23 protein-coding genes, 1 pseudogene and 1 riboswitch are annotated in these 21,938 nt (G+C 65.7%); of the genes and pseudogenes, 8 read left to right on the top strand and 16 right to left on the bottom strand.

Translation table 11 applies throughout. From position 1 onward, the window contains the following. Positions 1-811 (bottom strand): annotated as a pseudogene (locus tag FDN03_RS10075) (pyruvate dehydrogenase (acetyl-transferring), homodimeric type); the annotation flags it as partial. A 209-nt stretch (positions 812-1,020) separates the two neighbouring features. On the opposite strand from FDN03_RS10075, the gene FDN03_RS10070 reads away from it, so the two are divergent. Both FDN03_RS10070 and FDN03_RS10065 read left to right on the top strand, forming a co-directional pair. Further along, the gene (locus FDN03_RS10070) at positions 1,021-1,791 is read left to right on the top strand and encodes an SDR family oxidoreductase (RefSeq protein WP_171021205.1); all 771 of its coding nucleotides are present in this window, start codon (positions 1,021-1,023) and stop codon (positions 1,789-1,791) included. 105 nt (positions 1,792-1,896) lie between these two features. Beyond that, positions 1,897-2,304 carry a nuclear transport factor 2 family protein gene (locus FDN03_RS10065; RefSeq protein WP_171021204.1) on the top strand — a complete coding sequence of 136 codons (408 nt, stop codon included), beginning with the start codon at positions 1,897-1,899 and terminating at the stop codon, positions 2,302-2,304. Between the two features lie 28 nt (positions 2,305-2,332). Here the strand turns inward: FDN03_RS10065 and FDN03_RS10060 are convergent, their stop codons facing one another. From FDN03_RS10060 to FDN03_RS10045, 4 genes are all read right to left on the bottom strand, one after another. Further along, entirely contained in the window at positions 2,333-2,782 is a 450-nt protein-coding gene (locus tag FDN03_RS10060) for an SRPBCC domain-containing protein (RefSeq protein ID WP_138176516.1), read from the bottom strand. 84 nt (positions 2,783-2,866) lie between these two features. After that, complete coding sequence (locus tag FDN03_RS10055; protein WP_054821247.1) at positions 2,867-3,112, bottom strand: hypothetical protein; 246 nt, start codon at positions 3,110-3,112, stop codon at positions 2,867-2,869. A 73-nt stretch (positions 3,113-3,185) separates the two neighbouring features. After that, complete coding sequence (locus FDN03_RS10050) at positions 3,186-3,653, bottom strand: MarR family transcriptional regulator (protein ID WP_138176514.1); 468 nt, start codon at positions 3,651-3,653, stop codon at positions 3,186-3,188. A 53-nt stretch (positions 3,654-3,706) separates the two neighbouring features. Then, a complete protein-coding gene (locus FDN03_RS10045) occupies positions 3,707-3,949 on the bottom strand; it encodes a hypothetical protein (RefSeq protein ID WP_054821246.1) in 243 nt (80 codons plus the stop codon). Positions 3,950-4,090: 141 nt separating this feature from the next. On the opposite strand from FDN03_RS10045, the gene FDN03_RS10040 reads away from it, so the two are divergent. From FDN03_RS10040 to FDN03_RS10030, 3 genes are read left to right on the top strand one after another with little or no spacing between them, the layout of a single operon-like run. After that, entirely contained in the window at positions 4,091-5,122 is a 1,032-nt protein-coding gene (locus FDN03_RS10040; RefSeq protein ID WP_138176512.1) for a tellurite resistance/C4-dicarboxylate transporter family protein, read from the top strand. Between the two features lie 9 nt (positions 5,123-5,131). Continuing rightward, positions 5,132-6,136 (top strand): pirin family protein, encoded by a 1,005-nt coding sequence (locus FDN03_RS10035; RefSeq protein WP_138176510.1) that lies wholly within the window; start codon positions 5,132-5,134, stop codon positions 6,134-6,136. Between the two features lie 56 nt (positions 6,137-6,192). Next, a complete protein-coding gene (locus FDN03_RS10030; RefSeq protein WP_138176508.1) occupies positions 6,193-6,525 on the top strand; it encodes a GNAT family N-acetyltransferase in 333 nt (110 codons plus the stop codon). A 13-nt stretch (positions 6,526-6,538) separates the two neighbouring features. Here the strand turns inward: FDN03_RS10030 and FDN03_RS10025 are convergent, their stop codons facing one another. From FDN03_RS10025 to FDN03_RS10015, 3 genes are all read right to left on the bottom strand, one after another. Next, positions 6,539-7,276, bottom strand: coding sequence for a ZIP family zinc transporter (locus tag FDN03_RS10025; protein ID WP_138176506.1), 738 nt, complete (start codon positions 7,274-7,276; stop codon positions 6,539-6,541). Between the two features lie 369 nt (positions 7,277-7,645). Continuing rightward, positions 7,646-9,010 (bottom strand): replicative DNA helicase, encoded by a 1,365-nt coding sequence (gene dnaB / locus FDN03_RS10020; protein ID WP_054821444.1) that lies wholly within the window; start codon positions 9,008-9,010, stop codon positions 7,646-7,648. 639 nt (positions 9,011-9,649) lie between these two features. Continuing rightward, positions 9,650-10,150 carry a flavin reductase family protein gene (locus FDN03_RS10015; protein ID WP_138176505.1) on the bottom strand — a complete coding sequence of 167 codons (501 nt, stop codon included), beginning with the start codon at positions 10,148-10,150 and terminating at the stop codon, positions 9,650-9,652. 108 nt (positions 10,151-10,258) lie between these two features. Continuing rightward, a riboswitch (SAM riboswitch) is annotated at positions 10,259-10,376 on the bottom strand. 296 nt (positions 10,377-10,672) lie between these two features. Here FDN03_RS10015 and FDN03_RS10010 point away from each other — a divergent pair. Beyond that, positions 10,673-12,283, top strand: coding sequence for an acyl--CoA ligase family protein (locus FDN03_RS10010; protein ID WP_138176503.1), 1,611 nt, complete (start codon positions 10,673-10,675; stop codon positions 12,281-12,283). A gap of 75 nt (positions 12,284-12,358) precedes the next feature. Then, positions 12,359-13,477, top strand: coding sequence for a PQQ-dependent sugar dehydrogenase (locus tag FDN03_RS10005; protein ID WP_138176501.1), 1,119 nt, complete (start codon positions 12,359-12,361; stop codon positions 13,475-13,477). Here FDN03_RS10005 and FDN03_RS10000 read toward each other — a convergent pair. Next, positions 13,474-13,974, bottom strand: a complete 501-nt coding sequence (locus FDN03_RS10000) for a hypothetical protein (protein WP_138176499.1) — start codon at positions 13,972-13,974, stop codon at positions 13,474-13,476. The genes FDN03_RS10005 and FDN03_RS10000 overlap by 4 nt on opposite strands. A 21-nt stretch (positions 13,975-13,995) precedes the next feature. Next, a complete protein-coding gene (locus tag FDN03_RS09995; RefSeq protein ID WP_281283953.1) occupies positions 13,996-15,537 on the bottom strand; it encodes an acetyl-CoA hydrolase/transferase family protein in 1,542 nt (513 codons plus the stop codon). A 363-nt stretch (positions 15,538-15,900) separates the two neighbouring features. Here FDN03_RS09995 and FDN03_RS09990 point away from each other — a divergent pair, with 363 nt between their 5' ends. Continuing rightward, positions 15,901-16,338, top strand: coding sequence for a PaaI family thioesterase (locus tag FDN03_RS09990; protein ID WP_054821277.1), 438 nt, complete (start codon positions 15,901-15,903; stop codon positions 16,336-16,338). Between the two features lie 140 nt (positions 16,339-16,478). Here the strand turns inward: FDN03_RS09990 and rplI are convergent, their stop codons facing one another. From rplI to FDN03_RS09960, 6 genes are all read right to left on the bottom strand, one after another. Continuing rightward, the gene (gene rplI, locus FDN03_RS09985) at positions 16,479-16,937 is read right to left on the bottom strand and encodes a 50S ribosomal protein L9 (protein WP_138176495.1); all 459 of its coding nucleotides are present in this window, start codon (positions 16,935-16,937) and stop codon (positions 16,479-16,481) included. A gap of 17 nt (positions 16,938-16,954) precedes the next feature. After that, positions 16,955-17,194, bottom strand: a complete 240-nt coding sequence (rpsR, locus tag FDN03_RS09980) for a 30S ribosomal protein S18 (RefSeq protein WP_013350683.1) — start codon at positions 17,192-17,194, stop codon at positions 16,955-16,957. A gap of 62 nt (positions 17,195-17,256) precedes the next feature. Beyond that, positions 17,257-17,820 carry a single-stranded DNA-binding protein gene (locus FDN03_RS09975; protein WP_054821276.1) on the bottom strand — a complete coding sequence of 188 codons (564 nt, stop codon included), beginning with the start codon at positions 17,818-17,820 and terminating at the stop codon, positions 17,257-17,259. A gap of 59 nt (positions 17,821-17,879) precedes the next feature. Then, positions 17,880-18,176: a 30S ribosomal protein S6 gene (gene rpsF / locus FDN03_RS09970; RefSeq protein ID WP_054821275.1), complete on the bottom strand. Its 297-nt coding sequence runs from the start codon at positions 18,174-18,176 to the stop codon at positions 17,880-17,882. Positions 18,177-18,374: 198 nt separating this feature from the next. Further along, positions 18,375-20,459 carry an acyltransferase family protein gene (locus tag FDN03_RS09965; protein WP_138176493.1) on the bottom strand — a complete coding sequence of 695 codons (2,085 nt, stop codon included), beginning with the start codon at positions 20,457-20,459 and terminating at the stop codon, positions 18,375-18,377. Positions 20,460-20,538: 79 nt separating this feature from the next. Continuing rightward, a complete protein-coding gene (locus FDN03_RS09960; RefSeq protein WP_054821657.1) occupies positions 20,539-21,819 on the bottom strand; it encodes a M18 family aminopeptidase in 1,281 nt (426 codons plus the stop codon). Positions 21,820-21,938: the final 119 nt, after the last annotated feature.

The following is a 21,938-nucleotide window of genomic DNA, read 5'->3' as shown; positions in this document are numbered from 1 at the left end:
CACCATCACCCAAGAACGCCCACACGTGCTGATCACTGGTGTCCTTGATGCCCCGGTTGTGCAGGTACCGGTTCAACTGGGCCTGGTAAATCGCGTTGGCCGGACCCAACCCCATCGACACGGTCGGGAACTGCCAAAACTCCGGCATCGAGCGCGGGTGCGGGTAGGAGGGCAGGGCATGGCCCTGCTTCGACTTCTCCTGCCGGAACCCGTCCATGTCCTGCTCCGAAAGGCGCCCTTCCAAAAACGCGCGCGCGTACATGCCCGGCGAGGCGTGGCCCTGGAAGAAAATCTGATCCCCACCCCCGGGATGGTCCTGACCACGGAAGAAGTGGTTGAACCCGACCTCGTACAACGTCGCCGCCCCGGCATAGGTGGAAATATGCCCACCCACCCCGATATCCGGGTGCTGGCCACGATGCACCATGATCGCCGCGTTCCAGCGCATATACGCCCGGTACCGGCGCTCGATCGCCTCGTCCCCGGGGAACACCGGCTCCTGATCCACCGGGATCGTGTTCACATAATCAGTGGTCGTGACCATCGGCACGCCCACCGACTTCGCCCCGGCCCGCTGCAACAACGACCGGATAATGAACTGGGCCCGCTCGGTGCCCTGCGACTCGACCAGCTGGTCAAAGGAATCCAACCATTCCTGGGTCTCTTCCGGATCCCGGTCGGATAACTGATACGTCAGACCACTACGGATACCGGTGATCTGCTCGTCCGTGGCCCGGGCACCCTCGGCGGCAGCCGGATTGCCGGAGTGGCGGTTTGCACCCGTGGTCGGCGCGTCTTCAATGATGGTCATGGATACAGTCCTTCATGGGTCGAAGCGTGGTGGCTTAGGGTAAAACAACACGCTTAAACTTCCGCTTTATGGAAACTCTCTATCGCATACTAAGATTAAGTGAGAGCCCTCACAAGTCTTGGGATGAAACATGCGTCATTCATTCCGCCGGGACCTACGGTTAAAGCCGAAGCCAACACACGTATTGCCAACACCCCAGGGAGCCACAGGTGACAACGAATCCGGTATCCGTTTCGGAAGAATCCCGCCGCACCATCATCATCACCGGAGCGGGCTCCGGCATCGGCCGGGCCAGCGCCCGCGTGCTGTTGAGCCAGGGGTGGAACGTGGTGCTGGCCGGACGCACCGAGGAAAAGCTGCGCCAGGCGGCCGACGGAAATCCCCGCGCCCTCGCCGTGGCCGCCGATGTTGCCCAGAGCGCGGACGTCGCAGAACTTTTCGAGAAGGCCAGTGCACGCTTTGGCCGCATCCACGCCCTGTTCAACAATGCCGGGACCTTCGGGCCCGCCGTCCACGTCGGGGATTTGAGCGAAGAGGACTGGGACGAAGTCTGCGCGGTCAACCTCACCGGTGCCATCAACTGCGCCCGGCAGGCCTTTAACCACATGAAGGACCACGGTGGCGGACGCATCATCAACAACGGGTCCATCGCCGCCCAGGTTCCCCGCCCCCAGTCGGTGGCCTACGCGGTCACCAAGCACGCGATCACGGGGTTGACGCGGTCCATGGAATTGGATGGGCGCCCCTGGGGCATCACGGCCTCACAGATCGACATCGGCAACGCGGCCAGCGAGATCATGGATCAGCTGGGCACCTCCACCGGCGCCCTGCAGGCGGACGGCACGCGCAAGGTTGAGCCCACCTTCGCGCTGGAGGAAGCGGCCCGCGCCGTCGCATTTATCGCCAGTGCGCCGGCGAGCGCGGCCGTTAACCAGCTGACCATTACCGCAGCGGGAATGCCCTACATCGGGCGGGGTTAAGCAAACCCGTCACAGGCCACTGCCGGGCGGGCGGGGAGCGGGCGTAGAGTGGGAACCTGGCTGCGGCCAGAAGCACTGACGCACAGCACGGCAAGGAGCACTTTTTTGACGTCCGACAACGCGGCTGCCACGCCCCTGGAAATCATTGAACCGGAGAACTGCGGCAATGCCCCGCGCGCCCAGGTCATTCGCGACCTGGTGGTCGCCGTGCAAAGCAAGGATGCCGAACACCTGGCGCAGTGGCTGGCCGATGACGTGCAGTGGGAAATTGTGGGCTTCCAGCGCCTGTCCGGTTTGACCGAGGTGCTCAAGTGGGTGACCAACGCCCGGGACAACACGCAGCTGCGAATCAACAGCATCCTTACCCATGGCCGGGAGGGGAGCGTGGACGGGCGGGTGACCAATGTACAGAACATTTCCGTCGCCTTTTGCTACATGATCCGTTTCACCAGCACCGCGAAAACGGCAAAGATCGCACAGGTGCGCAGCTACCTGGTCTCCCGGCCCATCTAGGCCGGCAGCTGCCGGAGGGACCCTTGGCTTAGAAGAACTGGCCCAGCAGGCCGGTCAGCTTGTCGAACGCCGATTCCCAGGCGGCGGTACTGCTGGCCAGCACCTCACGGGGCAGCGGGCCCTGGGTGAGGGTAACGATGGTTTGCCCGGCGAATTCCTTCAAGTCGATCCGGGTGTGAATTACCAGATCCAGCGTCATTTCATGCGGTCCGTCGGCGCTGACCAGGCAGGTGTACTCATCGAATTCGGTGATCGTGGCCTTCAACGGCACTTCCTGGGTGGGGTCCTGGTGCTGGTACATGACCAGTTCGTGGCGTCCGCCGACCTTGGGTTCCAGGACCACGGAGGATTCCTTGATCCCCCATCCGGCCGGACCCCACCATTGGGCGATAATTTCCGGTTCGCAGAACGCGGCCCACACGGCGGTGCGCGGCGCGGCAAAATGGCGGGTCAGTACCAGTTCGGTCATCTCATCCATGCCTTGAAGATTACCGCGTACTTCACCGCCACAGCGAGGTATCCGGTGTGCCGTTGGCCTCAGCGTCCGGAAGGACCCGGGGACTTAGCGCGGCTGCATGCGCGCCGCGGTCTGCACCGTCTGCGCATCCGCCTGGGTTCCGCGTGCTTCGTGGGCCCGCAGCACCTTGACCGCACGCTCCCATTTCACCCGTTCCCGCGGACTGGAGTGCACCGAGCGTTCCGCGGGGCCGAAAATCGTCAGGCCAGCGTACTTCAGGCGCCACAGGAAGCGGTATCCCAGGCTTAGTCCCGTGGTATCGGTGATGACGGGCAGTGATGACTCGTCCATGATTTCCCCTTTAGCTCTGCGCCCGATGCGGGCCTTACATCTATTGTAGGCAAATAATTGGGGCACCAACTAATTAGTCGGCGTTATCATCAGCACTTTGTGCCGCGCTGATCAACCGGGTCATCAGCCGCTGGATGTCATGCACATCCTGCTCATCCATCTGCAGCCGGCGCATCATCTGCACCGGGACCTGCAGGGCCTGTTCACGCAGCTGCGCCCCCCTTTCGGTCACCTCGATCAGGATGGCCCGCTCATCCTCCGGATTGCGCCGCCGGGTGACCAGCCCGTGGGCCTCCATGCGCTTGATCAGCGGGCTGAGGGTCCCGGGGTCCAGATGCAGCTGGGCGCTCAGCTCCCGCGCCCCGATCGGGCCCTGTTCCCACAGGGCCAGCATCACCAGGTATTGCGGATGGGTGAGCCCCAGGGGTTCAAGCACCGGACGGTAGGAGGAGATGACCGATCGGGAGGCCACTGCCACCGCGAAACACACCTGGTGCTCCAGCTTCAGCAGATCGTCCTGATTCAACTCCGCCTGTCCCACGTTCGGGCCTACTTCCTTTTTGATGATGCCGCGTGCCGAACCCGGCACCGGGGCTATTGCTCGAGCCGCGCCACCGTTTCAATGGTTTCCCCATCGGGCAGCGTGCCCCGGGCATAGTGCGCATCACGCACCTTGCGGGCCCGTTCCCATTTCATCCGCTCGCGGGGACTGGACCCGACCGAACGCTCGGCCGGGCCGAACACGTACAGTGCGCAGTAGCGGATCCACCACCTGAGCCGGTATCCCAGGCTCAGCCCGGTGGTGTCGTGGACAATCGGCAGTGGTCTGTCATCCATGTGGGGCCATCCAGGGTCCTGTGCGGGCCGGGGCGGCCCTATATCCAGTGTAGGCTCACCGCGCTGTTGTGTGGGTGCAGTAACTTGGAAGATGCACCACTCGACCGCGGGCCGCCCCGCCACTTCACCTCAAGGAGATCCGTGAACGTCACGCCCAGCACCATCCCCGGCGCCGTCACTCACTGGATCGCCCACCAGTCCCCGGCCACCTTCTCCTCGGTGATGGCCACCGGGATCATTGGCTACGGGCTGGGTTTGGCCGGGCACCGCACCGTGGGCCAGCTGTTCTCCTGGACCGCGGTGGGCCTGCTGCTGATCCTGCTGGCCGCCCTGGTGGTGCGGCTGATCACCCACGGCCGGGCGATGCTAGCGGATCTGCTCAACCCCTCGGCCGCGTTCGGGTTCTTCACCATCGTGGCCGCCTGCACCGTGGTCTCCCTGGACCTTGGCGCCCTGGGCCTGACCCGCATCTCGCTGGGGATCGCCACCGCCGGCGGGATCCTGTGGGTGGGCCTGTGCTATGTGATCCCGGCACTGCTGGTGCTCATTGAGCGTCCCGAACCGGGCATCGCGCACGCCAACGGCTCCTGGTTCCTGTGGGTGGTGGCCACCCAGGCGGTGGCCGGCACCTTCGCCTTCCACCCCTACATCTTCCGGCTGGGCAATATTGCGGCGCTGGCGATCTGGCTGCTGGGCTGCATGCTGTACCTGATGATCGCCACCCTGGTGACCATCCGGATGCTGCGGTACCCCAACCATCCCGAGACGCTCTCCCCCACCTACTGGATCTTCATGGGCGCCACCGCGATCACGGTGATGACCGGCTCCCAGCTGCTGTCCCTGGCCAATGCGGGGGTGCTGGAGCCGTGGCTGCACCCGATGATCGCGTTCACCTGCTTTGCGCTGCTCTCGGTGGGGGTCTGGTTCATCCCGCTGCTGGTGCTCTTCGGATACTGGCGCCACGTGGTGCGCCGCCACCCGCTGCGCTATGAGACCAGCCTGTGGGCGATCGTCTTCCCGCTGGGCATGCTGGCCAGCTGCTGCCAGTTCCTGGGACGCGAAACCGATTTCCCGGCGCTGCAGCACTTTGGCCAGGGGTTCATCTGGGTGGCGGTGGCCGCCTGGGTGGGCACCACCGCGTTATGGCTAGGCATGCTGGCCCGGAGATCCTAAGCTGGGTGCATGAGCAACCTTGAGCAGGCCCCGGCGGAGATCGGCTGCACGAATGCCGAGCCGACCGAACAGGTCCAGATCCTGGAACCGCGCCCGGTGCCGCTGGGCGGGCCGCGCGCCATGACGGTCTACCGCACACTGCCGCAGAAGCAGCGCAGCCTGATCGGGGCCTGGTGCTTCCTGGACCACTACGGTCCGGACGATGTCTCCAAGAGCCTGGGGATGGCCGTCCCACGTCACCCGCATACCGGCCTGCAAACGGTGTCCTGGTTGTTCACCGGGGCGATCGACCACATGGACTCGGCAGGTTTCAAGGCCACGGTGCGTCCCGGGGAGCTGAACCTGATGACCGCCGGGTACGGGATCACCCATTCGGAATTCTCCACGAAGGACACCACCGTCCTGCACGGCGCCCAGCTGTGGGTGGCGTTGCCGGAGCATGCCCGCAACATGGAGCCGACCTTCGAAAGCTACCGCCCCGAACCGCTGACCGGCCCGGGCTGGAGCCTGTCGGTGTTCCTGGGCACGCTGCGCGCCGAGGGGCAGGAATCCACCTCCCCGGTGAGCGTGTACACGCCGCTGACCGGCGCGGAGCTGACCCTTCAGGCGGGGGCCTCACTGTGCATTGAGGTGCCCGAGGGGCACGAGCACGGGGTCATGGTGGACACCGGCGCCCCCACCGTGAACGGCCAGGAACTGGGCCACCGCGACCTGGGCTATCTGGGGCGGGGCACCGGCGAACTGCGCATCCAGGCCGGGCAGGACCCGGTGCGGGTCATCATCATCGGCGGGGAGCCGCTGAACGAGCAGATCCTGATGTGGTGGAACTTCGTGGGCCGCACCCATGAGGAGGTGGTCGCCTTCCGTCAGCAGTACCAGGCGGAGATCGGCGCCGAGCCCGGGGACGCCTCCGAGGACCGCTTCGGCCCCTTCCCCAAGGACACCCCGGCCGCGCTGCCGGCCCCCACCCTGCCCACCGTGCGGCTGCGTCCGCGCGAAAACCCGCCGGTGTAGCGCCACCGGCCAACCGATTTTCCATCATCCGACAACCCAGCGACACAAGGAGCACCATGAGCCAGATCGTCCCGCAGGCACTGCCCGAACGCGACCGCTACGTCCTTGACGATGCGGGCAAGCACATCGGCGCCGCCCACTACCGCGACTACCAGGGTGAGAACGGGGTGGAGCGGATCTTCTTCCACACCGTGGTCGATGAAGAGTACAGCGGCCAGGGCCTGGCCTCGAAGCTGGCGGCCTTCGCCCTGGAAGACACGGTCTCGGCCGGGATGAAGATCGTCCCGGTCTGCCCGTACATCAAGAAGTATGTGGGCAAGCACCAGGAGTTCGAGCCGGACGTGGTCCCGCCGCGCCCGCACCACCTGCAGATCCTGCCCAAGGCCTAACCGGGACGGCGGCCTACCCGCCGACCGCGTGCAGGGTGAAGGCGCTGAGGAACCCGAGGGTGACCAGCAGCCCGGTGTAGTCGTGGTCGACCGCGTACGCCTCGGGGATCATGGTGTCCGCGATCATGGTCAGGATGCCGCCGGCCGCGACCGCGGTGGCGAACGCCAGCACCTCGGCGGGCATCTGTGCCAGCGCGATGGCACCGATGAAGGCGGCCAGTCCGCTGGCCACCGCGATTGCGCCCCACAGCGCCAGCACGGCGCGGCCCGGGCGGCGGGCCTGCTTCATGTCCGCGGTGCTGGCCAGTCCCTCGGGGATGTTGGAGATGAAGATGGCCGCGAGCATGGTGGGGTTGATTCCCGCTCCGGCCACGACTCCCAGGCCCAGGGCCACCGATTCGGGAATCCCGTCAATCAGCGCTCCGACGGCGATTGCGGTGCCGGAGGAGTCCTGGGTCCGCGGGGTGCTGGCGTGGCGTCGCGCCGTCAGCCAGGCCAGCAGCCGATTGGCGCCGAAGTAGAGCCCCGCGCCGGCGAGCACCCCGGCGACGCTGGCCGCCAGGCCGCCCTGCTGGTAGGCCTCCAACACCAGCTCAAAGCTCAGCGCACTGATCAGCACCCCTGAGCCGAAGGCCATGATCGCGCAAACCCAGATCCGCGGAATGCGCAGCCACCAGGCCGCCCCGGCCCCCAACAGCAGGGCCGAACCGGCCACGGTGCCCCACAGCAGGGCTTGAAGGCTCTGGATCATGGCACCCACTATAGCGGTGCCTGGATGCCCGGGCTGAGCGGGATCAGCCCAAAAACACAGCCCTGCATTCAAGGCCCTGACATCACCCCGATCGGGTCTGCCGCATCGTGCTGCCCGTGGATGCAGAAATCGGACTCGCTCCTGCCCAGGTGCCAGTGAGGACCAAGACTCTGGACAATCTCTGCTTCGCCGACTCGCCGCCCCGATAACGGCGTGTAGTAGCTCGATTTAAAGACAACCGTGGTGCTTTTGGCGTTGATCTCTGCCGTTACCTGCGTCTTCACCTGCGGGCTGCCGGCCCTCTGGCTGGAGTCGGATGCGCCTTCGGGATTTGTCCTACCGTGGCTCGGGTCAAGCCAGGGGTTGCCCCTACCCTTCGCTTTGCATGTTGCTGAACCGGGAGTAGTGGCCCTGGAAGGCGACGGTAATGGTCTTGGTGGGACCGTTGCGGTGCTTGGCCACAATCACGTCGGCCTCTCCGGGACGATTTTCCTTGTCGTACACGTCCTCGCGGTGCAGCAGGATCACCATGTCCGCATCCTGCTCAATCGAGCCGGATTCACGCAGGTCCGAGACCATCGGCTTCTTGTCCGTACGCTGTTCCGAACCACGGTTCAGCTGCGAGAGCGCGATGAGCGGGACATCGAGCTCCTTGGCCAGCAGCTTCAGGTTACGGGAGAACTCCGAGACTTCCTGCTGGCGTGATTCAACGCGCTTGCCCGAGCTCATCAGCTGCAGGTAGTCCAGCACGATCATCTTCAGCTCGTTGCGCTGCTTCAGGCGGCGGCACTTGGCGCGGATCTCCATCATCGACATGTTCGGGGAGTCGTCAATGAATAGCGGAGCCTCATTCAACCGTCCCATGGTGGTGGCGATCTTGGTCCACTGGGCATCCTCCACCGACCCCTTGCGCAGGTCCTGCAACTGGATCGAGGCCTCCGCGGAGAGCAGACGCATCGCGATTTCATTGCGCCCCATTTCCAGGGAGAAGAACACGGTGGCCATGTTGTTCTTGATTGCCGCCGAACGCGCAAAGTCCAGGGCGAAGGTCGACTTGCCCACGGCCGGACGCGCGGCGATGATGATCATCTGCCCGCCCTGCAGGCCCTGGGTCAACTCATCAAACTCGTAAAAGCCGGTGGGGACACCGGTGATGCCGTCACCGGCGTTGGCCGCATTTTCGATCTCATCGACGGTGCCCTCGATGATCTCGCTGAGCCGGACATAGTCTTCGCTCGAGCGATTCTCCGCAACCTTGTAGACCTCGGCCTGCGCCTCGTTGACGATGGCGTCCACGTCCCCGTCCGGGGAGTAGCCCATCTGCACGATCCGGGTCCCGGCGTCGACCAGGCGGCGCAGCACGGCGCGTTCGCGCACGATCTCGGCGTAGTAACCGGCGTTCGCGGCGGTGGGCACGGACTGGATGAGGTTGTGCAGGTATGCGGCACCGCCCACCCGGACGATTTCGCCCCGCTTGGTCAGCAGGTCCGAAACGGTGACGGCATCAGCCGGTTCGCCCCGTCCGTAGAGATCAATGATGGCCTCATAGATCGATTCATGGGCCGGACGGTAGAAGTCGTTGCCGCGGACCACCTCAATGACATCGGCGATCGCGTCCTTGGAGAGCATCATGCCGCCCAGAACCGACATTTCCGCGGCGATGTCCTGCGGCGGCGTACGCCCCGCCTCGGAGTCGCGGTTCTCGTAGGCCTGCTCAGCGCTGGCAATAGACATTCAAATCCCCTTCTACCCACCGGGAACTCGGCGACCGGTTCACCGTCCACCTCGTATCGTTCCATCGGGCCCCGACAGTTTGGGGGCGCTGGGGAAACTTGTGGATATTTCAGTTCCAGAGCCAACAGTAGGCCTCTTATGTAAGGGCGTAAACTCACTTATCCACAGGATCTGTGGACAAGCGGCAGCTATCTGTGGAAGGGGGTGTGCAGGAACTGGGGAGAACGCTGTGGATTTCCCCACTTAAACGCAACTAATACCTCATTGACTTGGTTGTTTAGGTTTTCACACGTGTGGATAAAAAATAAATTTTCCTCCGCGGCATTGTGGGTTTTGGATCTTTTCCACAGCCGGAAAGCCCACAATTCGGGGGCGTGGAGGCGTCAACCACGGTTATCCACCCCCAATCCACAACGCTGTGGAAAGCTTTGTGGATTACTTCAGATCTAAAAACTCGCTACTCATCGCAGGACCACCCATTAAGGTCCTTCGGATGCGGGGCTTCGTCCACAGATCCCCGGCCTGCCTCATCTCGGGACTGTGCACTGCGCCTGACACGCAACCCGGTTTGAAGCGGTTAACGCAATGAATCCCACCGCGGCGTACGACGCAGTGGGATTCATCGATGCCGCCCTGCCATTAGACCAGGGCCGGCACCTTGAGGGTGTGGAAGGCGGAATCATGGAAGATCGACGGGGTGTGCGCCGAGGCCTGGTGGCCGTGCACCTGCAGCAGGACGACCCAGTGGTCCCCGGCTTCAACCTCGTTGTAGATGGAGGTATCGAGCCAGAGGGTGGATTCCTCGATGAACAACGCCTGCTGCTCGGTGATGTGGGTGTGCAGCCCGGCGAAGCGGTCACCCTTCTTCGAGGCGATCTGGGCGCAGACCCCCTCGTTGCGGCTGCTGAGCACCGAGACCCCGATACGCTGTGCCCGCCGCAGCTTCGGCCAGGTGTTGGAGGTCTTCTGCACGGCGAACATCACCAGCGCCGGATCCAGGGAGACCCCAACGGTAAACGAGGAGGCAACAATTCCGGTCTTGACGCCATCGATTTCGGCGCACAACGCCGCGACGCCCGAGGGGTGCTGGGCGAAGACCTTGCGCAGGGTCAACGGGTCGAGATCCTGATTCAATGACATGATTCGTATCCTTAGCATCAGGCCCACCGTGGTCGGCGACGGTCGAATGCCCATAGCGCCGCAGGGCCAAGCTGCTGCACTGTGGATTCGAAGGTTTTACGCCTCGGTGTGCGGTACTTGTTCCACGCGGTGGCGCGCGGAACCGAATCCTCACCTGGAGCACCCCACTACCGTTTAGAGGGTTGCCGGCCAGCTAGCCAGGGCTTGTCAGCTGACGCTCTTGATTCTGTCTACGACACTATGGCCCGTCGCGGCGTAACGTCAAACATTTCCTGTCTTATACCGCAATCTTCGACATATTGTTTCGTCCGCCCCCTCCTTCCGCTACGCTCGCCGCCGATAATTTCGCCCGACGCAGCTCACCAACGGACACCGCCTCCTACGCTGGTCGCCCCGCGGGCGCCGTTGAGCGCAATGGCACGCAGTTTCTTTGTCTGGGGTTCAGTTTCATGCCACGATGTCTTGCGAGGTGCCCTGCGTCACAGCGCAGGGCCGGATAGTTACCGACCCCGAGGAGCCCCCATGGCATCGTTGCTGGCCAACCACTCAGAATTGACTCCCCTGCGCTTCCTGGAACGCTCCGTGGAGGTCTACCCGGAGAAAACCGCGGTGATTCACGGTTCGCGCAGCTACACCTGGGCCCAGTTCGAGGAGCGCGTCCAGCGGCTGGCCCAGGTGCTGGCCCAACGCATTTCCCCGGGCGACCGGGTCGCGGTGCTGGCCCCGAACACCCCGGAAATGCTGGCCGCCCACTACGCGGTCCCGCTGGCCGGCGGCATCCTCGTTGCCCTGAACACCCGCCTGGCCGCCCACGAGCTGCAGTACATCTTGTCGCACGCCGAGGCCCGGCTGCTGTTGGCGGACACCGAGCTGCTGGGCAACACCGCACGGCTGCGCCAGGAGGTGGCGAGCCTGGAGGCGCTGATCGAGGTCACCGACGACCAGTACACCGGCCCGCGCCCCCAGGTGCCGGTCGACGCGGTGCTGGAGGACCTGCTGCGCCACGCCCCCGCCGGCCGCCTGCCCTATACGGTGGGCGACGAGCGGGCCCCGATCTGCCTGAACTACACCTCCGGGACCACCGGCAAGCCCAAGGGGGTGCTGTATTCACACCGCGGCACCTATCTGAACGCGCTGGGTGAGGCGTTCCACCAGCAAATGGACGTGCACACCCGCTACCTGTGGACGCTGCCGATGTTCCACTGCAACGGCTGGTGCACGCCCTGGGCGGTAACCGCCGCCGGCGGCACCCACCTGTGCCTGCGGGCGGTGCGCGAGGACGCCGTCTGGGATGCCATCGACCAGCTGGGCACCACCCACCTGTGCGGGGCACCAACCGTGTGCTCGATCATCGCCGACGCGCCCCGGGCCCACCGTGTGGGCCAGCCGCTGCGCATCACCACCGCCGGCGCTCCCCCGTCACCGGCCATCATTGGCAAGCTGCACCGGCTGGGCATCGAGGTGGTGCACGTCTACGGGTTGACCGAGGTCTACGGCCCGTACACGATCTGCGAGTACCAGCAGCACTGGGATGAGCTGGACGCCGAGCAGCGGGCCGCCAAGCTCTCCCGGCAGGGGGTGGGCATGGTGACCGCGGAGTCCGCCCGCGTAGTGGACCTGGACATGAACGACGTGCCGGCCGACGGACAGAGCATGGGCGAAATCGTGCTGCGCGGCAACAACGTGATGATCGGCTACTACAAGGACGAGCCGGCCACTGAACAGGCCTTCGCCGGGGGCTGGTTCCACACCGGGGACCTGGGCGTGATGCACCCGGACGGCTACATCCAGCTGCGCGACCGGGCCAAGGACATCATCATCTCCGGCGGGGAGAACATTTCCACCGTGGAGGTCGAGCAGGTGCTGGCCAGCCACCCGCAGGTGCTGGATGTGGCGGTGGTGGGCATCGCGGATGAGAAGTGGGGCGAACGCCCCATCGCCTACGTCGTCCGGGCCAGCGGCTCACAGGTGGATGAGGCGGCCCTGATCGCCCACGCTCGCGAACAGCTGGCCGGGTTCAAGGTGCCGCGCACCATCGTTTTCCCGCAGGATTTGCCCCGCACCTCCACGGGCAAGGTGCAAAAGAACGTGCTGCGCACCCTGCCGCTGCCCTCCGCGGCCACCACGCGCTAAACCCGGCGCGCGGTGGGCTGACGTGCCGGCGCCTGGCTTGCTACGCTGTTGCTCCCCGGGGTTGAGGAGGGCAGCATGCGAGGCCGACACTGCTGGTACCCGCTGGCCGCCCTTTGCCTGCTGCTGGTCGCCTGCAGCGGCCCGGCGCCAATCCCGCCGGCCGCCCCGCAGAGCGGCGCCAGCCCCACCGCCAGCGGGCCCACCGGGCCCTCCCCCGCGCACCGCGCGGAGGTCACGGTCATCACCCGGAACCTGCAGGCCCCGTGGTCGATCTGCCGGGCCATGGACACGACGCTGGTCAGTGAACGGGACACCGCCCGGATTCTGGAGGTCGACACCGCCGGGCGCCAGCGCACGGTGGGTACCGTGCCGGGGGTGCGCTTGGGCGGTGAGGGCGGGCTGCTGGGGCTCGCGTTCGCCGAACCGGACCAGCTCTACGCGTATTCGACCGGGGCCACCGGCAACCGGATCCAGCGTTTCACGCTGCACGGTAAGCCCGGCTCGCTGCGCCTGGGGCAGCAGCGGACGGTCATCGATGAGCTGCCCGCCGCCGGGATCCACAATGGCGGGCGGATCGCCTTCGGGCCGGATGGCAAGCTCTACGCCGGGGTCGGGGACGCCGCGCAGCCGGACGCCGCGCAGGACCCCGAGAGCCTGGGCGGCAAGATCCTGCGCCTGGAACCCGATGGCGGCATCCCTGCGGACAACCCGTTCCCCGGTTCGGCCGTCTACAGCCTGGGCCACCGCAACGTGCAGGGCCTGGCCTGGGACGGGCGGGGCCGGATGTACGCCAGCGAGTTCGGGCAGAACACCTTCGATGAGCTGAACGAGATCCGTGCGGGGGGCAACTACGGCTGGCCGCAGGTGGAGGGCCAGGCCGAACGGCGCGACCGGCGGTTCACCGACCCGATCGCGCAATGGCCCACCGGGCAGGCCAGCCCCAGCGGGATCGCGATCGCCGACGGATGGGTGTACCTGGCCAACCTGCGCGGGCAGCGGTTGCGCCGCGTGGAGCTGGCTAACCCGCAGCACCAGCAGGAGCTGCTCACCGGCCAGGGGCGATTGCGCGCGGTGCTGGAGGTCGGGCCGGGACAGCTGTGGGTGCTGACGAACAACACCGACGGGCGCGGCACCCCACAGCCCGGGGATGACCGGATCATCCAGCTGCGCCTTCAGGCGCCGCCGGGCAGCTAGTGCCGCGGCCCGTCCAGCATCCGGGCGAGCCTGGCGCGCCAGCGGGCTGGCCGGGCCGGCGCCGGGGCCGGACGCATCAGGTAGAGGGCCCACAGGCACAACCCGCCGGCCACCGGGGCGTGCAGCTGCATCCACTCATACCAGCTGGCGGTGCCCGCCAGCACCCACAAATCCACCCAGCCAAGGTCCGCGCCGAAGGCGCCCAGCCAGATCGGCAGCACATAGAGGATCCCGCAGCCCACGAACGCGCCCACATACCGCCATCCGGACGGCAGCCGGGGATCCAGGTGCGCCAGCGCCGCGGCCCACGCCACGGCCAGCAGTGCGCCCACCAGGCGCAGGGGGTTGAGCATCAGCTCCCCCAACCCGGTGCCGGCGGAGAATACGGCTTCACCGGTGGCCGACTGTAGCAGCTGGATCAGGTAGCCGGGCAGCGGGGGAAGCACCAGCAACACCGGCAGCAGGCCGGCCAGGATCAACCCGTTTTTTCGGCTCATTCTCCCAGTATGCCCGGCGTGCTAGCGTGCGTCGGCCAGCAGCCCCGAACGCACCGGCTGCATGTCCCCGGTCTCGATGTAGCGCTGGTGCCAGGACAGCGCCTCATCGAGCAGGTGCGGGGTGTGCTTGCCATAGCTGTTCTTCCGGGCCCGGTCGAAGTAGTCCTGCAGCATCGGGCGGTAGTCCGGGTGCGCGCAGTTATCGATGATCACCTGGGCCCGCTGCTTGGGTGAGAGACCGCGCAGGTCCGCCAGGCCCTGTTCGGTAATCAGGATCATGGTGTCGTGCTCGGTGTGGTCCACGTGGCTGGCCATCGGCACGATCCCGGAGATCTTCCCGCCCTTGGCGATGGAGGGGGACATGAACACCGACAGGTAGCCGTTGCGGGCGAAGTCCCCCGAACCGCCGATGCCGTTCATGACGTGGGAGCCGACCACGTTGGTGGAGTTCACGTTGCCGTAGATGTCCGCCTCGATCATCCCGTTCAGTGCGATGCAGCCCAGCCGGCGGATCACCTCGGGGTGGTTGCTCATCTCCTGCGGGCGCAGCAGGATCCGTTCCCGGTAGTAGTCCACGTTCTGGTTGAACTCGGCGATCCCGGCCTCGGAGAGCGAGAAGCTGGTGGCGGAGGCGAATTCCAGGGTGCCGTCCTTGATCAGGCTGAGCATCCCGTCCTGGATCACCTCGGTGTAGGACTGCAGCCCCTTGTAGCCGCCGCGGGACAGGCCGGCCAGCACCGCGTTGGCGATGTTCCCGACGCCGGACTGGATGGGCAGCAGCTTCTCGGTCAGCCGCCCGGCACGGATCTCATGGTCCAGGAAGTCCAGCAGGTGGTCCGCGATCTTCTCGCTGGTTGCATCCACCGGGGCGAAGGGTGAGAGCCGGTCGGGTGCCTTGGTCTCCACCACGGCGATGACCTTGGAGACGTCCACGTCCAGATAGGGCTGGCCGATGCGGTCCTTGACCGTGGTGATCGGCACGGGCTGGCGGTGCGGGGGCAGGGCGGTGCCGTAGTAGATGTCGTGCATCCCGTCCATGGCCGCGGACTGTTCCTCGTTGACCTCTATGATCACCTTGTCGGCCATCTCCAGCCAGGTCTTGTTGTTGCCGACCGAGGAGGAGGGGATCAGCTGGCCCTCGGCGGTCACCCCCACGACCTCGACGATCGCCAAGTCGATCTTGCCGTAGAAGCCGAACCAGGCGTGCTGGGCGACGTGGGAGAGGTGGATGTCCATGTATTCCATCTCGCCGTCATTGATGCGTCGGCGCAGCTCCGGATCCGACATGTAGGGCAGGCGCAGGTTCATGCCGTCGGCCTTGGCCAGCACCCCGTCCAGTTCCGGGGCGGTGGATGCGCCGGTCAGCACGTTGATCTTGAAGGCCTGGCCCGCATCATGGGCCTGCTGCATGTGTTCGGCCAGCGCGCCGGGCACAGCCTTGGGGTATCCGGCACCGGTGAAGCCGCTCATGGCTACGGTCATGCCCGGCTGGACCAGCCGTGCCGCGTCAGCGGCACTCATCAGGCGGTCGGTGAATGCACGGTGGTGAATTCTGTGGTGCACGGGTGGTCCTCTCTGCGATCGATACGTACGACGGTGTGGCGTATCCCAGCGAAACACTCTATCGCCGTCGGCGGGGATGATTCCTCTTTTCGCGCTCCATGGAAGGTGAGGGGGCGAACTGCTCGCTGGAAAGTAGTGAATCTGCGGTGAGAGGACAGTGAATGTGCCGCTCGTTACGCGCCATGTTGCCAGGACATGACCCCGGACACGCGCGCACTTGAAGTGGCCCACAGCCGATGCGGACTCCCCTGTGCTGCAAAAATGCCGTGGTGCGCCGTGCCAGCGCATAGGCTAGCTTCCAACAAGGGGCCGGCTGTTCAGGGCCGGCCAAAGAATGTGAGCCACCACCATTAGGAGCCTTAGATGGATGACACCGCCTCGGACCCACTGCTGTCGCAGATGCGCCGGAACAGCCGATTCACCGAAGCCACCGGCCTGATCATTGACGAGGTCAGCAGCACCTCAGTCACCGGGCACGCGCAACTGGGCGAGGAGCACCATACCCCGTGGGGCGTGGTGCACGGGGGCGTGTACGCCTCGATGGTGGAAACCGCCGGTAGCGTCGGGGCCAGCTACGCGGTGGCCGACCGGCAGCAGTTCGCCGTAGGGGTGCACAATGCCACGGACTTCCTGCGGCCCACCAGTGCCGCCCAGGTGCGGGTCACGGCCCGGGCCCTCTTCCAGGGCCGGACCCAGCAGTTGTGGGAAGTAATCATCACCGACGTCGACAGCGGCAAGGACCTGGCCCGCGGGCAACTGCGCACCCAGAACATTCCGGCGCCACAGGATTCCGGGCAGTAGTCCTTCCACGAGGATCCCTTGTCACAGTTGATTTAAGATTCCCGCCCTGCCGCTTGTCGGGAGGCCGTTAAACGTCAGCGGGTGGCCTGCCTTCCCGAAGGAAAGCAGGCCACCCGCTGTACAGAAGTGGTCGAGAAGACTTACTTCTTGGCCGCAGCGACGACCTGCAGGCGCAGGTTGGCGCTGACGTCGTCGTGCAGACGAACGGTGGCGGTGTAGTTGCCGGTCGACTTGATCGACTCGGTCAGCTGGATGCTGCGCTTGTCCAGCTTGCCCAGGCCAGCAGCCTCAACGGCGTTGGCGACGTCGGCGGTGCGCACGGTGCCGAACAGGCGACCGGTGGCGCCAGCCTTGACGGTCACCTTGACCGGCTGGGACTTCAGCTTGGCAGCCAGTTCCTGCGCGTCCTCGAGGTTCGCGATGGCGCGAGCGGCACGTGCAGCCTTGATCGACTCCACCTGCTTCTCGCCGCCCTTGGTCCACACGATTGCGTGGCCGCGGGGCAGCAGGTAGTTGCGTGCGTAGCCGTTCTTGACCTCGACGATGTCGCCAGCGGTACCAAGACCGGATACTTCATTAGTCAGAATGATCTTTGCCATGGTGGTATCCCTCTTCCTTAACCGCGGCCAGCGCCGGAGTAAGGCAGCAGGGCCACTTCGCGGGCATTCTTGATAGCCTGAGCGATCTTGCGCTGTTCCTGCACGGACACGCCGGTCACACGACGAGCGCGGATCTTGCCGCGGTCGGAGATGAACTTGCGCAGCAGTGCGGTGTCCTTGTAGTCGATGACGGTGATGTCAGCGGCCTTCAAGGGGTTGGACTTTGGTTTGGGCTTACGGATTTCAGCCTTAGCCATCGTGGAGCTCCTTTAGTTTGGGAGCCCGCAGATTCCTCTGCGGGATGGTGAATAAATAGTGGTTAGAAAGGCGGTTCGTCGCTGCCGGGATTGCCCCAGCCGCCATGGTTGCCGCCGCTTGAGCCGCCGGTGCTCCACGGGTCGTTGGATGGTGCATTCCATCCGCCACCCTGCTGCTGTTGCTGCTGCTGTGGGGCACTTTGCTGCGGGGCGTTGGAGAAGCCTCCACCGCCGCCAAAGCCGCCGCCTCCGCCGCCGGAGCGCTGGGTGCGGGTGACCTTGGCCGAAGCGAAGCGCAGCGAGGGGCCGATCTCGTCGACCTCCAGCTCCATGACGGTGCGGCGTTCGCCTTCCTTGGTGTCGTAAGAACGTGAGCGCAGCCGGCCCTGGGCGATGACGCGCATGCCCTTGGTCAGCGACTCGGCAACGTTCTCTGCGGCTTCACGCCACACCGATGCACGAAGGAACAGGGCTTCGCCGTCCTTCCACTCATTGGTCTGGCGGTCGAAGGTGCGCGGAGTCGAAGCGATCGTGAAGTTCGCGACGGCGGATCCGGAGGGCGTGAAACGCAGTTCCGGGTCGGCGGTCAGGTTTCCGATCACGGTAATTACAGTCTCGCCTGCCATGCTCTCTCCTCAGGTTGTTCGAACGTTGTTCTTACGAAGTGGAAATGCTGCTCGCGTAATTAGACGCGGGCTTCTTCCGGACGAGTGACCTTGTGGCGCAGGATCTGCTCGTTAAGCTTCAGCTGACGCTCGAGTTCCGAGGAAGCGGCCGGCTCCGACTTGTAGTTCACTACAATATAGATGGCTTCGGACTTCTTCTGAATCTCGTAAGCCATCTTGCGACGGCCCCAGATGTCAACGTTGTCGATCGAGCCGCCGGCGGAGCGGATGACCTCGAGGTACTTCTCGATGGTCGGTTCCACGGTACGGTCGTCGACCTCGGGGTCGATGAGGACCATGAGTTCATAAGCACGCATGTGAACCCACCTCCTTTGGGCTAAACGGTCACGGTATTTCCGCAACAGGAGGTTCTTTGCGTTATCCAATGCCTCCCGTGCCCGCTTTTTGGGCACGATGCAGCACAGACTTTCCAATCCTACCCGATTCCCGGCGGCCGGGGATGCGCGGGTGGCCCAGATCATGTTCGATGAACCGCATGGCGCCCTGGTTCCCGTCTAGCGGCCGTCCAGGGCGGCCTCCAGGCGCTGGCCGAACACCGGTGCCAGGGTGCGCATGTAGGTGTCGGAAATATGGTGTTTGTCCCGGTAGACCAGCACGTTGCCGATCACGGCCGGGCACCGTTGTGCAATGCAGAACTGGTCACTGAAGTCCAGGACCTGCACGCGCGTTTCCCTGGCCGCCGCTTCGCGTGTCACGTCCCCCCGTTCGAAGGCCTTGGAGCGCGCAACGGAGCAGCGCGACAGATCCTGCTGATGCTGCTGCACGCAGTCCCGGGCATACTGCTTTGTTCCCGGGCGCGGGGTGTCCACCACGGCAAAGACATCCAGCCCGGCATCCTCCAGCTCGCCCCAGAGTTGTGCGTACCCCTGCGCCGGGTCACCGACGAACTCGGCCCCCGCCCAGTTCGCGGTGACGACGGCGTCAATGTCCGTGCGGGAGGTGAGCAGTTTCGTGGTCTGCTCGGTGGCCTGCCGGCAGCTGATGCTCCCCTGCCGTTCGGCCGTTCGCTCGCCCGCACTGTAGGGGCAGGAGTTCTTCAAGTAGGTGATTACCCTCCAGCCCCGCTGGGCGGCATGAGCGTGCAAGGCCTCATACCAGTGGGCGGCGTGGGAATCACCGACCAGGGCCAACGTGAAGGTGGCCTGCGGGCTGCCGGATTCACATTCGGTGATCGAGGTTGACTGTGGTTCCTGCACGCAGGACCCCAGTTGTGGCTGGTCCTGCTCGGCCGTGGCCGGGATGGGGACGATCTGGTTTTGGCGGGGCAACAGCGCCGGGGCGCCGGCGGTGACCGAGGCGGCCCCGAAGCCCTGGGGCGGCGCGTTGAGCAGGGCCGTGACTTCGCGCTGTTCGCGGTCGATGGACTGCTGCTGCAGCAGCACCGGGGTCAGCGCCAACAATGCCACCAGCCCCATGGCTACCGCCCCCGCCCCCAATGCGCGGGGCGGCGAACCTGCCAGTGGACGGTAATTCCGGGCCGGGTTTTCCACCAGATACAGGCTGGCGGCCGCCAGCGCCAGACTGATCCCCAGCAGCACCAGTGACTCCACCGGCGAGCGGTTGGCCCCGGTGAACTGTTCGGCAAAGACGATCAGCGGCCAATGCCACAGGTACAGCGAATAGGAAGCCAACCCCACCCACTGCACCCACCGCCAACGGACCACAGGCCGCAGCGATCCGGGGCCGCTGGTGTCCCCGGCCGCAATGATCGCTGCGCAGGCAAGCACCGGCAGCGCCGCGGCAATCCCGGGGAAGACCGTGGCCGCATCATAGTTCCCGGCCGCCCAGAGAATCAGGGCCAGCCCCAGCAGCACGGCGGCGTTGCGCACAGACCAGGCGCTCACCCAGCGTGGAAGGCGCAGCCTGCCAGCGGCGTGGGCGTGCACGGCCAGCGCGAGAAGCCCGCCGGCGGCCAGCTCCCAGATGCGGGTGGTGGTGATGAAGTAGCCAGCCGCGTTGCCGCGGTACCCAGTGAGGACCGAATAGCTCAGGGAAAGCCCGGCCGCGACGCTGAACCCCACCCACAGGACGCGTTCCAGGCGCGTCGGCGTGCCGGCCCCGCGCCCGGTGCGGGCGCTCAGCCAGCAGGCGCCGAGCACCAGCAGCGGCCAGAACAGGTAGAACTGTTCCTCAACGCCCAGCGACCAAAAATGCTGCAGCGGCCCCGGCGCCTGGTCGGCGGCCAGGTAGCCGACCGAGTCGGCCGCCAGCACCCAGTTCTGCACCGAGAACGTGGAGGCGAGCGCCTGGATCCCCAGCTCCTGCCATTGGGTGCGCGGCAGCAGCAGGAGGGATCCACCAACCACCGCCGCGATGACCACCAGGGCCGCGGGCAGGATCCGGCGGGCGCGGGCGGCAAAGAACGCGGGCAGGTTCACCGTGGCGGTGCGCTGCGCCTCGCGCAGCAGGTGCCCGGTAATCAAGAAGCCGGAGATCACAAAGAAGATGTCCACTCCGATGTACCCGCCGGGCAGCAGCCCCGGTTCCAGGTGGTAGGCGACCACCAGCAGCACCGCCAGGGCGCGCAGGGCCTGGATTTCGGGCCGGAAATTCTTTGCGGGCACGGAATTCGAGCTCATGGTCTTCGATCTGAGCATGCCCGAGTTAACTCCCGGTGACCAGATGATGACCAGTTGCGCGCCGCCCTGGCGGCGGGAATTATGCCGCGAAGAATTCCTTGGAGACCCTGCTCAGGTACCAGGGATCATCCACGCCGCACATTTCGCGGGCCGAATGCATCGACAGCAGGGGGATGCCCACGTCGATGGTGCGGATGCCAATCCGGGTGGCGGTCAGCGGCCCGATGGTGGAACCGCACGGCACCTGGTTGTTCGAGACGAACTCCTGGTACGGGACCTGCGCGGCCTGGCACCAGCCGGCGAAGGCCGCGGCGCCCACCGCGTCGGTGGCATAGCGCTGGTTGGCGTTGATCTTCAGCAGCGGCCCGGCGTTCAGCTGCGGACGGTTGGCCGGGTCATGACGTTCGGGATAGTTCGGGTGCACGGCGTGTCCGGCATCGGCCGAGAGGCACACCGAGTTGGCCAGGGCCCGGGCGGTGTGTTCGGCCCCGGCCTGGAAGGAGGCCTGGATCCGGGAGATCAGTTCCTCCAGGAACGGTCCGGCGGCCCCGGAGCGGGAGGCCGAACCCAGCTCCTCGTGGTCGAACGCCGCCAGCATCGCAATGTGATTGCCGCTGGGCTTGCGGAAGTGCTCAATCAGGGCGATCAGTCCGGCATGCACGCTGGAGAGGTTGTCCAGCCGCCCGGAGGCGAAGAAGTCCTTGCCGTGCCCGAACACTTCCCCGCGTTGGGCGGCGGCGGTGAGCACGTCATAGCCGGCGATCTGCTCGGCCTGCACCCCTGCCGCGGCGGCCAGTTCACCCAGGATGTCGGCCTCGGCCAGGTCTCCGGCCCCGAACACCGGGTTGGTGTGGGTCTGCTTGTCCAGCTTCAGGCCCTCATTGACCTGGCGGTCCAGGTGGATGGCCAGTTGCGGGATGCGAAGCAGTGGTTCGGTATGGGCCAAGTGCACCGAGCCGTCGCGCAGCACCAGCCGTCCGGCCAGCACCAGCTCGCGGTCCAGCCAGGAGTTCAGCAGTGGCCCGCCGTAGACTTCCACCCCGGCCTGCCACCAGCCGTTGGAACCGGTGGTCGGCTTCGGCTTGAGCTTGAATCCGGGGGAGTCGGTGTGCGCCCCGAGGATGTGGAAACCAGTGGTGGCCGTGGCGGCCTCGGGCTGCACCCAGGCGATGACCGCCCCGTCGCGCACCACGTAGTAGCCGCCGGCGCCCAGTTCCCAACCCTGGGTTTCATCCAGTGCGGTGAACCCGGCCGCGTCCAGGCGCCGGGCGGCGGTGGCGGCGGCGTGGTAGCTGGAGGGCGAGGTGGCGACATACTCGGCGAGGTCGGCAATATGGGCCATAGCAGCGGCGTGTGCCATTACTGGATGCTCACTTCCTTCATGGGGTTGCTCGGCCCGTCGGCGTTGGCGGGGCCTTCTCTAGCTTAGCCCTCCGCCGCCTGGCTCACAGTTGCCCTCCGGGGGCAGGGCAAGGGCCG

The sequence above is a fragment of the Glutamicibacter sp. V16R2B1 genome (genome assembly GCF_005774635.1).
GTDB lineage: Bacteria > Actinomycetota > Actinomycetes > Actinomycetales > Micrococcaceae > Glutamicibacter > Glutamicibacter creatinolyticus.
Note: the sequence above shows the minus strand (reverse complement) of the source record. Positions and strands in the feature narration are given on the sequence as shown.

What these genes read in the sequence shown, in the direction of transcription:
- FDN03_RS10035 (WP_138176510.1), top strand. Translation starts at nt 5,132, where the DNA reads ATGAGCAACCTTGAGCAGGCCCCGGCGGAGATCGGCTGCACGAATGCC.
- FDN03_RS10000 (WP_138176499.1), bottom strand. Translation starts at nt 13,974, where the DNA reads ATGAGCCGAAAAAACGGGTTGATCCTGGCCGGCCTGCTGCCGGTGTTG.
- FDN03_RS10025 (WP_138176506.1), bottom strand. Translation starts at nt 7,276, where the DNA reads ATGATCCAGAGCCTTCAAGCCCTGCTGTGGGGCACCGTGGCCGGTTCG.
- rplI (WP_138176495.1), bottom strand. Translation starts at nt 16,937, where the DNA reads ATGGCAAAGATCATTCTGACTAATGAAGTATCCGGTCTTGGTACCGCT.
- FDN03_RS09990 (WP_054821277.1), top strand. Translation starts at nt 15,901, where the DNA reads ATGGATGACACCGCCTCGGACCCACTGCTGTCGCAGATGCGCCGGAAC.
- FDN03_RS10055 (WP_054821247.1), bottom strand. Translation starts at nt 3,112, where the DNA reads ATGGACGAGTCATCACTGCCCGTCATCACCGATACCACGGGACTAAGC.
- FDN03_RS10010 (WP_138176503.1), top strand. Translation starts at nt 10,673, where the DNA reads ATGGCATCGTTGCTGGCCAACCACTCAGAATTGACTCCCCTGCGCTTC.
- FDN03_RS09965 (WP_138176493.1), bottom strand. Translation starts at nt 20,459, where the DNA reads ATGAGCTCGAATTCCGTGCCCGCAAAGAATTTCCGGCCCGAAATCCAG.
- FDN03_RS10005 (WP_138176501.1), top strand. Translation starts at nt 12,359, where the DNA reads ATGCGAGGCCGACACTGCTGGTACCCGCTGGCCGCCCTTTGCCTGCTG.
- FDN03_RS10015 (WP_138176505.1), bottom strand. Translation starts at nt 10,150, where the DNA reads ATGTCATTGAATCAGGATCTCGACCCGTTGACCCTGCGCAAGGTCTTC.
- rpsR (WP_013350683.1), bottom strand. Translation starts at nt 17,194, where the DNA reads ATGGCTAAGGCTGAAATCCGTAAGCCCAAACCAAAGTCCAACCCCTTG.
- dnaB (WP_054821444.1), bottom strand. Translation starts at nt 9,010, where the DNA reads ATGTCTATTGCCAGCGCTGAGCAGGCCTACGAGAACCGCGACTCCGAG.
- FDN03_RS09975 (WP_054821276.1), bottom strand. Translation starts at nt 17,820, where the DNA reads ATGGCAGGCGAGACTGTAATTACCGTGATCGGAAACCTGACCGCCGAC.
- FDN03_RS09960 (WP_054821657.1), bottom strand. Translation starts at nt 21,819, where the DNA reads ATGGCACACGCCGCTGCTATGGCCCATATTGCCGACCTCGCCGAGTAT.
- FDN03_RS10045 (WP_054821246.1), bottom strand. Translation starts at nt 3,949, where the DNA reads ATGGATGACAGACCACTGCCGATTGTCCACGACACCACCGGGCTGAGC.
- FDN03_RS10030 (WP_138176508.1), top strand. Translation starts at nt 6,193, where the DNA reads ATGAGCCAGATCGTCCCGCAGGCACTGCCCGAACGCGACCGCTACGTC.
- FDN03_RS10060 (WP_138176516.1), bottom strand. Translation starts at nt 2,782, where the DNA reads ATGGATGAGATGACCGAACTGGTACTGACCCGCCATTTTGCCGCGCCG.
- rpsF (WP_054821275.1), bottom strand. Translation starts at nt 18,176, where the DNA reads ATGCGTGCTTATGAACTCATGGTCCTCATCGACCCCGAGGTCGACGAC.